This window comes from Prosthecobacter sp., from assembly GCF_044378005.1.
In the GTDB taxonomy this organism is placed as follows: Bacteria; Verrucomicrobiota; Verrucomicrobiia; order Verrucomicrobiales; family Verrucomicrobiaceae; genus Prosthecobacter.
Window position 1 is genome coordinate 1 of record NZ_JBILYB010000181.1, and the last position, 10460, is coordinate 10460.

General features: G+C 58.4%; 9 protein-coding genes. 7 read left to right on the forward strand and 2 right to left on the reverse strand.

Translation table 11 applies throughout. The features are described from left to right. Positions 1 to 180: 180 nt before the first annotated feature. From AC6FTP_RS23240 to AC6FTP_RS23255, 4 genes are read left to right on the forward strand one after another with little or no spacing between them, the layout of a single operon-like run. The gene (locus AC6FTP_RS23240; protein ID WP_497209291.1) at positions 181 to 540 is read left to right on the forward strand and encodes a hypothetical protein; all 360 of its coding nucleotides are present in this window, start codon (positions 181 to 183) and stop codon (positions 538 to 540) included. Positions 541 to 555: 15 nt separating this feature from the next. Beyond that, complete coding sequence (locus tag AC6FTP_RS23245; protein WP_497209292.1) at positions 556 to 1218, forward strand: 3-keto-alpha-glucoside-1,2-lyase-like domain-containing protein; 663 nt, start codon at positions 556 to 558, stop codon at positions 1216 to 1218. Between the two features lie 53 nt (positions 1219 to 1271). Then, on the forward strand, positions 1272 to 3989 hold the full coding sequence (locus AC6FTP_RS23250; protein ID WP_497209293.1) for a DUF1592 domain-containing protein: 2718 nt from the start codon (positions 1272 to 1274) through the stop codon (positions 3987 to 3989). 20 nt (positions 3990 to 4009) lie between these two features. Beyond that, complete coding sequence (locus AC6FTP_RS23255) at positions 4010 to 5296, forward strand: DUF1552 domain-containing protein (protein WP_497209294.1); 1287 nt, start codon at positions 4010 to 4012, stop codon at positions 5294 to 5296. A gap of 140 nt (positions 5297 to 5436) precedes the next feature. Here AC6FTP_RS23255 and AC6FTP_RS23260 read toward each other — a convergent pair whose 3' ends face one another. Both AC6FTP_RS23260 and AC6FTP_RS23265 read right to left on the reverse strand, forming a co-directional pair. Beyond that, on the reverse strand, positions 5437 to 6393 hold the full coding sequence (locus AC6FTP_RS23260; RefSeq protein ID WP_497209295.1) for an ATP-binding protein: 957 nt from the start codon (positions 6391 to 6393) through the stop codon (positions 5437 to 5439). A gap of 12 nt (positions 6394 to 6405) precedes the next feature. Continuing rightward, positions 6406 to 6657: a hypothetical protein gene (locus AC6FTP_RS23265; RefSeq protein ID WP_497209296.1), complete on the reverse strand. Its 252-nt coding sequence runs from the start codon at positions 6655 to 6657 to the stop codon at positions 6406 to 6408. 276 nt (positions 6658 to 6933) lie between these two features. Between AC6FTP_RS23265 and AC6FTP_RS23270 the strand changes: the two genes are divergently transcribed. From AC6FTP_RS23270 to AC6FTP_RS23280, 3 genes are all read left to right on the forward strand, one after another. Beyond that, positions 6934 to 8088 (forward strand): hypothetical protein, encoded by a 1155-nt coding sequence (locus AC6FTP_RS23270; protein ID WP_497209297.1) that lies wholly within the window; start codon positions 6934 to 6936, stop codon positions 8086 to 8088. A 267-nt stretch (positions 8089 to 8355) separates the two neighbouring features. Then, entirely contained in the window at positions 8356 to 9258 is a 903-nt protein-coding gene (locus tag AC6FTP_RS23275; protein WP_497209298.1) for a J domain-containing protein, read from the forward strand. After that, the gene (locus AC6FTP_RS23280; RefSeq protein WP_497209299.1) at positions 9255 to 10040 is read left to right on the forward strand and encodes a formylglycine-generating enzyme family protein; all 786 of its coding nucleotides are present in this window, start codon (positions 9255 to 9257) and stop codon (positions 10038 to 10040) included. Before AC6FTP_RS23275 ends, AC6FTP_RS23280 begins: the two co-directional genes overlap by 4 nt. The last annotated feature ends 420 nt before the right edge of the window (positions 10041 to 10460 follow it).

Sequence of the window (10460 nt, forward strand, 5' to 3'; positions counted from 1 at the left end):
TCAGCGAGCAGCACGATCTTGCCACCGAACAGCCCGCAAAGCTCGCGCAACTGAAGAAGCTCTACGCGGCCTGGAGCAATGAAGTGGATGCCGACTGCCGAAAGCTCGGACTCGAACCGAAGTTCCCAAAGCCCGCCAAACCCGCCCCAGCCAAGAACGCCACATCCAAGTAAGCTCACGATGAAACACACCCTTATACTCCTCGCCGCTCTCCTGCTCGTGCCAGTCACCGCTTTCCTCTCGGGTTGTTCGCGACAGCCTCAGTTGATGGTGAGCAATCATTCGTCCGCTCCGTTGACAAACGTCATCATTTCCGGTTCCGGCTTTTCCGAGTCCATCGCCACCATTGCTCCGGCTGAGAAGGCGACAGTCGGAGTCATACCCTCCGGTGAGTCGAGCCTGCGTCTGGAGTTTGACGCCGGCGGCAAACACTTCACCGCTACGCCGGACTGCTATTTCGAAAGCGCGTCATACTACCGCGTCAATGCCACCGTCGCTCCGGACTTCAGCGTGAAAGTTGATGTGAGCACGAAATATTGAAACACACCAGACACCATGAAGCTTACTCTCACATTCTTCCTCTCCCTACTTTTCCCAGCGCTCCATGCCGCTGAGCCTTTGCCTGAAATCAAACCGCTGCTCGGCGAGCGCGGCGACGTCGTTTTCACCGAAGCCTTCGATGGGCCGAATGCCAAACCGCTGGAGGTCATCGCTGCGGCGAATTCCGAAATCGCCGAGGGTGCCGTGCGCTTGCTGAAGCGACCTGAGGTGACGCATCCAGGCATCGCCTTCATTTATGGCAAAGAGCGGGCGCCGCTCGGCGACTTCATTTTGGAAGCCGACTTTCGCTGGGATGACGGGCAGCAGTTCAACTTCCAATTCACCAAGCCCGGCAAGACCGAGCACGGTGTGCCCCCCGAGTTTTTCATCCAGTTTGGCCGCCCCAAAGACCCAACCAAAATGGGCTATTGGCAAATCACCGACAACGCCCCGCGCACCACCGTCGGCAAACACGTGGCGACCTTCGCGCCGGGCCAGTGGTATCGCCTCATGATCGAAGTGCGCAACGGCGAGGTGGCCGTTCAACTGAGCAATGGCCAGTCGCTACGCGGCAAATGCAATCTCGCCAGCAAGCCCAAACGCCCGCCGCAGATCGGCTTCGGCGATGGGGCCAAAGGCGTGCTCGTGGACAACATCAAAATCTCCGCCTTCCGATGAGCGCCACGGCTTCACCGCTGATTAGAAGTTTGCGAACCGTTTTCATCTCCAAAATGCCATCCCCTTTTCAAATCCTCCTGTCTTCTGTGTCCCTCGTGCCTCTGTGGTTCACCATCGCTGCCGCCGAGGAAGCGCCGCGTGTCGTCATGCCGGAAAAGCACCGCGCCTTGTTCAAAGAGCATTGCGTCTCCTGCCACGGCGCGGAGAAGCAGAAGGGCAAGTTCCGCATTGATGATTTGTCTTTCACCATCACGGACATCGAGACGGCGGAGAAGTGGCAGAAGGTGCTCAATGCGATGAACTCGGGCGAGATGCCGCCGGAGGATGAGAAACAACCGGCAAATGCGACGAAGGCGGATCTGCTGGATGATCTATCGAATGTCATGGTCGCGGCGCGGCGAACGCTAAGTGATCAAAACGGCGTCATCACCATGCGGCGGCTGAATCGGCGCGAATACAAGAACACGCTGCGCGAGCTGCTGGGCGTAGAGATCAATGTTGCGGAGTTGCCGGCGGACACGGGCAATGGTGGTTTCGACACAGTGGGGGCGGATCTTTTCATGTCGGGCAATCAGGTGGAGCAGTATCAGGCACTCGGGCGCGACGCGCTGGACGAGGCCTTTGAATGGCAGGCGGCGGCGGGCGTGGAGCAGAAGCTGCACTATGAGGCGGAGGATTCGCTAAAGGTCATCCAGCAGAAATACGCCGAGAATCTCGATGCGCTGGAGCGTGCGAAGAAGTGGGCGCAGGCGGTGGAAGAGGCGTCGACCAAGCCGGAGAATGCCGCTGTCGTCGCCTCACTCAGCAAGGAATCAAAGACCGATGACATCTTCCGCCGCTCGTGGGCGAAGCTCCAAGGCGCGCCCGCGCCGGAGGACTTTGGCTTTAAGACCGTTGAGAACAACGCTGACAAGGCGAACCGCGCCCTCGGCTATGAAGCAAAGGCAGGGTCGGGCTACATGCGGCCCTATCACGAGTATTACCTGAAGCAGCCGAATCTCGACAAGGGGGCCTACCTGACCATCGCGGGCGGCCTTGAACTGCCCAACGACAACCTCACCCTTTTCCTGCCTTTCGCCTGGAAGTCACTGGTGGGCGATTACGTCGTGCGCCTGCGCATTGCGGCGGTGGAGAAGGCACCGGCGGAGCGGAGGTTCATCGAGTTTGGCATCGACCCGCGCAATGGCCAGGTGTTGAGCACGCACCACATCACCGGCACGATGGAGGCCCCGCAGATCATCGAGATTCCGCTCACGCTCACACGCCAGCATGCCGAGCGCGCGAACCGCACCCTCTTCATCCGCGAGAAAGGCACTCTCGATCACTTCACGCAGACACGGGCGAAGTTTGGCGCTGCCAAAGCGAAAAACGGCATCGGCCCGGAACTCTCGCTGTGGGTGGATTGGATGGAACTCGTGCGCCTTCCAAACTCACGCGCTGGCAAGGCGCGGGCCATCGCGGCGCTGGGCATTCCGCTCGATGATCAGGCCACGCCGCCACCCGCCGAGTTGCGCGCGGCGCTTGAGCGCTTTTGCACCGAGGCCTTTCGAGGCAGCGCACCGCAGGTGAGTTTCGTGGACCGCCTGCTCGCACTCTATGAGGTGAGCACCAAGGCCGGTGACAAGCACAGCGCAGCGCTGAAGAGCGTGCTTTCCGTCGTGCTGGCCGCGCCGCAGTTCCTCTATCTCGCCGAGCCGTCCGCAGATGAAAAACGCCGGGCGCTGACGGGCGAAGAACTCGCCACGCGGCTCTCGTATTTCCTCTGGGGCGCACCACCGGATGCGGAGCTGCGCGGACTCGCGAAAACCAGTGATTTAATCAAGCCCGTGGTGCTCGCAGCACAGACGAATCGCCTGCTCGATGACCCGCGCTCGAAAGACTTCACGCGGCCCTTTGTGCATCAATGGCTGGGGCTCGACCGGCTCGATTTCTTCGAGTTCAACCGCACGCTGTTCCCGCGATTCGACGCGAGCACGAAGCTCGCCTCGCGCAACGAAGTGTATGCCACTTTCGAGCATCTCCTTCGGCACGACGCGCCGTTGCGCGATTTGTTGAAGTCCGACTACGCCGTCATCAACAGCGTCATGGCGCACTACTACGGCATCGAAGGCGTCACGGGGGATGCGTTTGAAAAAGTCAGCCTGCCGAAAGACTCGCCGCGAGGCGGGCTGCTCGGCATGGCCGCCGTGATGGCGATGGGCGGCAACGGCGAGCGCACCAGCCCGGTCGAACGCGGCGCGTGGGTGCTGCGCAAACTCCTCCACGATCCGCCGCCCCCCGCGCCCGCGAATGTCCCGCAAATCACCCGCCTGGCCGGCAAAGTGCTCACCACCAAGGAGCGCCTGCAAGCGCATCAGGAGGACGCGCAGTGCGCGAGCTGCCATCGCAAGATCGACCCCATCGGCTTTGGTCTGGAGAACTTCGACGCCGCCGGCGGATGGCGCACGCAGGACACGTATCAAGTCATGGACAATGCCGGTAAACCTGTGTCAAACGCCAAGAAAACCTGGACCATCGAATCCACCGCGCAACTTCACAAAGGCCCCGCCTTCAAGGACTACTTCGAGCTGCGCGACATCATCGCTAGCAAGTCCGACAACTTCGCCAAAGGCTTCAGTGAAGCGCTCATCGAGTATGCGCTCGGCAGACCGGTCGGCTTCCGCGACGAGCCGCTCATCGCCGAGATGCTCGCCGCCGCGAAGAAGGAAAAGACCGGGGCGCGGGCGTTTGTCCGCGCCTTGGTCGAAAGCAAAGAATTTCGCACCAAATAAATATTGCACCTAATAGCACCATGAAAAACCGACGTCACTTTCTCCAATCCAGCACCGCTCTCATCGCACTGCCCGTGCTCGAGTCGCTCGGCTTCCGCCGCTTCGCCTCCGCGGCGGCTCCTGCTACACCGCCGAAGCGCATGATCTTCCTCAGCTTCGGCTACGGCGTCACGGAGAACACTTGGTATCCAGACATCAAAACGCCTGGCACTGACTACACCTTGCCCGTCGGCCTCGCGCCGCTCGCGCGGCACCAGAAGGACTTCAGTGTCGTGCAGGGACTTTGGAACAAATACAGCAACGAAGGCCATTGGGGCAGCACCATGTGGCTGACCGGCGCGAACCGTTACGCGCAGCCGGGGCAAAGCTTCAGCAATAGCATCAGCGCCGATCAAGTGGCCGCCGCCAAGCTCGGACTGGAGACCCGCTTTGCCTCGCTGCAGCTCGACGACAGCGAAAGAGCCGAGATGTCCGGTCACGGTCCCGGTCTCTCGATGGCGTGGGACGTCAGCGGCAAACCCATCGCCGGACTCAAAGGCCCCATCGCCGCGTATCATCGTCTCTTTGCCAAAGACACCACTCCCATCGCGCAGCAGAAAGCCATGCTCGCGCAAAAGCGCAGCGTGCTGGATGCCATGCTCGACAGCGCCAGGTCACTCCAGCGCGGCCTCGGCAAAACTGACACCGCCAAGCTCGACGAATACTTCCAGTCCATCCGCGACATCGAGACGCGCCTGGGCAAAGACGAGCAATGGATCGGCGTCCCGCAGCCCAAGGCCCCGCTCCCCGAGCCCAAGCCCGGCCTCGCCGGACGCAGCGAGATCGCGCTCATGTATGACATCATGATCGCCGCCATGCAGACCGACAGCACCCGCGTGCTCACCTATCGCCAACCCGTCGCGAGTCTGCTCACCAGCCTCGGCATCAAAGTCTTCATCCACGACATGAGCCACTACCACACCACGCTCGGTGAAAAACTCGATGCATCCCAGCGCCGCGACATCGCGCAAAGCGAACTCCTTGCCGGCTTCCTCGACAAACTCAAAGCCACGAAGGAATCCGACGGCAGCACGCTCTTCGACAACATCACCCTCGCCTACGGGAGCAACATCCGCACGGGCCACGAACTCTCGAACTGCCCCACCATCATCACGGGTCGCGGTGCCGGCCTGAAACTCGGCCAGAACATCGTCGCGCCCAAAGACACGCCGCTGTGCAACGCGTGGCTCACCATGCTCCACGGCATCGGCATCAACGCCGAGCGCCACGGCGACAGCACGGGAGTGCTAAAGGAGATCGTGGCGTAGGCTCACGCATCACAGAAAAAGCGCAGTCAGTTCGTTGGATGAACCACCATGCCCACCGCGCCGGACAACCACGACGTCTATGACTACGCCGAGCGCATCCGCGAGTCGTCGTGATGAAAGAGACTGCAAACGAGCTCACATCACCTTTCACAAAACCCAATCATCCTCCGGTTCCTCCCCTTCTCCCCTGAGTGCTCCGCCTTCGCCTTCTTCACCTTGGCGATTTCCTTCTCCAGCATCCCCTGCGTGATCTCCCACTTCGCCGGATCCGCATCCGTGCTCCCCACATGAATCGCATTCACACACACATTCAGTATGTCCCCGCCGCTGAGACCCTTGGATAGCTCCGCGAGAACCGCGTAATCAGCCTCCACCCGATCTGGGTTGGGTAGATGGAGGGCGAACAACTCCCGGCGCATGGAGGCACATGGCATCCGGAATTTGATGTGGCGCTGGATGCGGCGCAGCAGCGCGGGGTCGTAGTTCTCGAACAAGTTCGTCGTGACGATCACCACGCCATCGAACCGATCCAATTCCTGCATCAGGCAGTTGCGGTTCTGGTTGATGGAGGTTGAGCAGGATTCGCCGGTGGATACGCGCTTGGAAAGCAGGCTGTCCGCCTCGTCGAAGAACAGGATGGCGCCGTGCTCACGCGCGGCTTGGAACGCGGCTTTGATGTGCTTGGCGGTGTCACCGAGGTATTTCGAGATCACCGCGCTGTAGTCCACCTGATAGAGCGGCTTGCCCAGCCGTAGCGCAATGCCCAGGGCTGCGCGTGTCTTGCCGGTGCCCGGTTGACCGTAGAAGTTGAGGATGCAGCGGCCCTGCTGCGGCTGGATGCTGCTCAGGTTCCAGATGCGGTCGAGGTCGGCTCGGATCTCCAACGCCCGCAGACCGGCCAGGATGTCCGTCTTCACTTCCGCATGCAGGATCAGCTTGTCGAGGTCGTGGCGCGGCTCAGCTTGCACGAGCATTCCCACATCGGGTGTGGGTTCCTCAGCATCGCGATCCCTCCTGCGGCGGCGCGGGTTGCGATGATCATCGGCGGTGGCGGCATCGGGTGGCAGTTCGATTTCAGGGTCGGTTCTTGTAGGCATGGTGGTAGCGGTTTAGGGTTGAGTGGTGAGATGCACGGTGAGAATCTTGCCCTGCAGGGCGGGTAGGAAGTGGTTCGCTGCCCTCACTTCGCCATGGCTGGCCGTGATGGATTCGACGTGGTAGCCTTCGGCAGTGAAATAACTGCGGGCATCGCTGATGGCAGCGGCGTCATCCGCATACCAGTCGGCGAACGTGGTGTTGTCGCCAACGCGGGCACCGTTGATGAAGAGGAAGGTGTGATACTTGCAAAGGGGATCGTTCATGGATCCTTGCCTCGTCACCGTGGCTTCCGTTGTCGCACCGTTTTGATCACCATTTTGCAGGGCTAAAAGACTAAAATGCAGTGGGCGTTCCGCTTGAATATAAAGAATGCCAATACTCTATGGCATCTTCTTTGTTTTGCTCATATTATGCATTTTCTTCTCTCCGTGCACTCCAAGCCCGCCTTACTTGATTGACAGGGCATTAGCACGCGCTCTGATTCGCATTAGATATCTTTACTCTAATAGAGATCATTAAATCGACATATTCAAAATCCCATGCCGACTATTGACCAAGCCGTTGATTATTTGATCAAGAACCACGCTCTCGAACTCGGAGAATCTACTTGGCCCACGTTCGACCATGAGCAGGATGTTCATCAAATCGATTGGGATCAGCTTTTTCCGCCTACTGGTCGCAAGGCATCAGCCAATAAGGACTTTGTAAACAGCAACAGATGGGACTTGCCCAATTTGCAGCAGGAGCTCACAGAGCTGACTAATGTCCTAGGTATTGAGCCGCAGGAGAAAACCAATCTAGAGACGAACTGGGATATAAACGCTTGGTATCAACCAATTCATTTCTTTGGTCATGACTGGGGTATCTTCATCCGAGAAGATTGTGTGAAACGCACGGCGCTCATGATCGCTCGGTTTGTTAAAGGGTCGGAAGTTTCTGAGGATTTGCTTAAAGCCCTCTATCGAGCAGCCACATATTTGTATTTTCTTCATGAGCAATACCACCACAAAGTGGAGTGCTTTGGGTTCCGACTGCACGTCATTCAAAGGAAGTCCGCATTTCTTCCATATCATAAGTTGATCTACGCTGGAACGAAAGGCACGGATGACCAACTTGAAGAAGCGTTGGCCAATGCTGACTGTTACAAACGGCTGGATACTCAACCTTACGCATCTTGGATTACATCTGACGTTGTCAAGGCGACTAGGGCTTACTTGAAGTGGCAGTATCCCCTTGATCCTCCTGGCTACCGAATGGCCAGCAATTACCTGACGAAGCCAGAGTTCGATGAGGGCGAAAAAGTTCTTCAAGCGCAAGTGAAGGAAATCAGCCTCACCCCGGCGCAGCCAATCGAGGAATGGGCCATGGCGCCACGCATGTTGCAGAGCTTCTTCACAGTGAACTCCAACATTTGGACTGTGATTCCTGCTGGAACTAAGTCACGATTGCCGATCAAACCCGTCGCTCCGGTCAGGACCTGTTCCACTAGTGATATGATTGATCTCTATATGAAAGCAGGGTACCTTGTAAAAGATGGAGGCAAGGGATCACATCTTAAACTAAAGAAGCCGGGCGCCCCCACGATGATCTTGCCAGGTAACCGATCTGAGCTCTCGCCGAGGGTGACCAAGAATGCGTTGAGCGTGCTTGGTAACTTTAGTATTCGTGATTTACAATCACTATTAAAACGTTGATTTCGATATATTTGAATGGTGTTAATTTATCACTAGCCTCATGCGATTCTTGTTATCTAAGAATCCGCACTCAAATGGTTCGAGTGGCCTCCGTCAGTAAAAGTGATCCAGAAAGAGTGGAGAGCGGAGCTTGTAGATCTATAGTGAGAACAGTAATCATCATTTTCAGTCCTAGCTAGCCATCTAAGCAATTATCAATCCGCCGCCAATCAACGATTAATGACACTTCCTTCGGAGCTCATCTCTCGTCTGCAAGCCCTGAAGGCATTGCTTGATCTTGGCGATATTGAACTGGCCTCATCTGCTGCTGTCAGACTTCAGGCGCATCGAGAGGTTGGGAGTGTTGCGCAGATCATTGAGTGTTTCGACACACACCGCTATGCGGATGCGGGTAAGATCATTACCACCATGCTTACCGAGGGCCCAAGACTGGTGCGTTGGACTGATTCTGAAATCACGCTGCTGGAGGCTGAGCTGGAGCGGTTATCCTCAGAGCTTGCGGAGGCAGAGTCAGAGCAGGCAGAGCTTACCCACAAGATCGCCCGTTTTCATGCGGCGCATCATCAGGCCCTAGGCGCCCGATTGGCGAGGTTATTGCGACTGCGTGTGCAACTCCGCGAGCGCGAAGCCGCTGAAAACCCAGCGAAAACCGCGGACTTCGAGCAGGCTAAGCAAGACTACGATAACTTCCAACAGGAAAGCGCTACGCGCGATCAAGAGGACGCCCGCACCAAATGGGAGCTGTCCGAAGACGAACAACAGGAGTTGAAGCGCCTGTTCCGCAAGGCTTCAAAGAAGTGCCACCCAGATGTTGTGCCGCCAGAGCACCAAGCCGCCGCTGCAGCCATGTTTCGTGACTTGAGCGAGGCTTATGAGAAAGGGGACTTGGCGCGGGTGCAGCAGATCGGCACGCAGGCAGAGGCAGGCATCTTCACCGCGTCGGACAAGGCCACGGCGGCAGATCAAAAGGCCAGCCTCCAGGCCCGCGTTAAGGCCGTGCGTGCCGCGTTGGAAAAAGCTCGCGCTGAGCTGGCGGCGGTGCAGCAGTCCGCCGCCTGCCGCGTCATGTCGCAGCACCCCGACTGGGATGCCTACTTCCAAACCCAGGCCGAGAAGCTCGACCAAGAAATCGAACGACTGGCTGATGCCGTTGAGGGATCAGAGCCATGAGTGAACCAAACCAGCCCAAACTTGAACTCCAGATCAGCTCGCCGCAGGCGCTGGTGCGGCGCATGGACAAACAGTTGGAACTGGTGAAACGTTTGATAGCCGAGGCGGGTGCCGCACACGCCCTGGTGCCTGCCAGCATCACCAACAGCCTCGGCATGAAGATGCTCTGGTGCCCTCCGGGGGAGTTCCTTATGGGCAGTCCGGAGAAGGATGAACCCCAAGTCCAGATACAGATCAGCAAAGGATTCTGGATGGCTGGGACACCCGTGACTCAAGGGCAGTGGCAGGCGCTGATGGGCAACAACCCGAGCCACTTCAAAGGTAGCAAGGATCTGCCGGTTGAAAATGTGAGCTGGAACGATGCTGTGGAGTTCTGCGACAAACTCAATGCACAGGAAAGTCTGCCCAGTGGCTACCGCTATGCCCTGCCCACCGAGGCGCACTGGGAATATGCCTGCCGTGCGGGGACCACCACGCCGTTCCACTTTGGCAGTTCGCTCAATGGCACAGCAGCGAACTGTGATGGAACCAGGCCCTACGGCACCGAGATCAAGGGCGCCTATTTGGAGCGGACCACCGTAGTTGGCAGTTACCCGCCCAACGCCTGGGGCCTCTACGACATGCACGGCAATGTCTGGGAGTGGTGTGAGGACAACCGCGTGTTTCGCGGCGGCTCGTGGATCAGTGGCGCCGCCTACTGCACGGCAGGCTTTCGCCTCTGGGGTGACCCGGACGATCGCCGCAGCGGCATCGGTTTCCGGGTCGCCTCAGTTCCAGCCTAGACGCGAAGCGTCGCTGCCCGTAGAGAGCGGGAGGCACGACCGACCGGCGAACGCAGGGCAATCCTCGCGCAGCGACAAAATCATTTTTCACAGTCATGCCCTTTCAATTCTTCAAGCTGCCCATGATGCCACCCGCTAAACTCGTTGAGGAGTTGAATCTCTCTCTCTACGCGGCTCTAGTTCCATCCAGATAGGCGCGGTACGCCATAAACAAAAACTCGCGTATGAGTGACCCAGACCAGCCCAAACTCGAACTCCAGATCAGCTCACCGCAGGCGCTGGTGCGGCGCATGGACCGTAAGCGTCACCGTAACGCCCATAGGAACGCGGTTGGAACGGGGCGCGTGGGGAGTCAGGGATGTCCCACGTTATGGACAACCAAATCACGATTTTGAAACGGGACGCACGCGGTCGTGTGCG

Coding starts and splice junctions, on each gene's coding strand:
- AC6FTP_RS23260 (WP_497209295.1), bottom strand. CDS start 6,393: ATGCCTACAAGAACCGACCCTGAAATCGAACTGCCACCCGATGCCGCC.
- AC6FTP_RS23240 (WP_497209291.1), top strand. CDS start 181: ATGAAACACACCCTTATACTCCTCGCCGCTCTCCTGCTCGTGCCAGTC.
- AC6FTP_RS23255 (WP_497209294.1), top strand. CDS start 4,010: ATGAAAAACCGACGTCACTTTCTCCAATCCAGCACCGCTCTCATCGCA.
- AC6FTP_RS23250 (WP_497209293.1), top strand. CDS start 1,272: ATGCCATCCCCTTTTCAAATCCTCCTGTCTTCTGTGTCCCTCGTGCCT.
- AC6FTP_RS23270 (WP_497209297.1), top strand. CDS start 6,934: ATGCCGACTATTGACCAAGCCGTTGATTATTTGATCAAGAACCACGCT.
- AC6FTP_RS23280 (WP_497209299.1), top strand. CDS start 9,255: ATGAGTGAACCAAACCAGCCCAAACTTGAACTCCAGATCAGCTCGCCG.
- AC6FTP_RS23245 (WP_497209292.1), top strand. CDS start 556: ATGAAGCTTACTCTCACATTCTTCCTCTCCCTACTTTTCCCAGCGCTC.
- AC6FTP_RS23265 (WP_497209296.1), bottom strand. CDS start 6,657: ATGAACGATCCCCTTTGCAAGTATCACACCTTCCTCTTCATCAACGGT.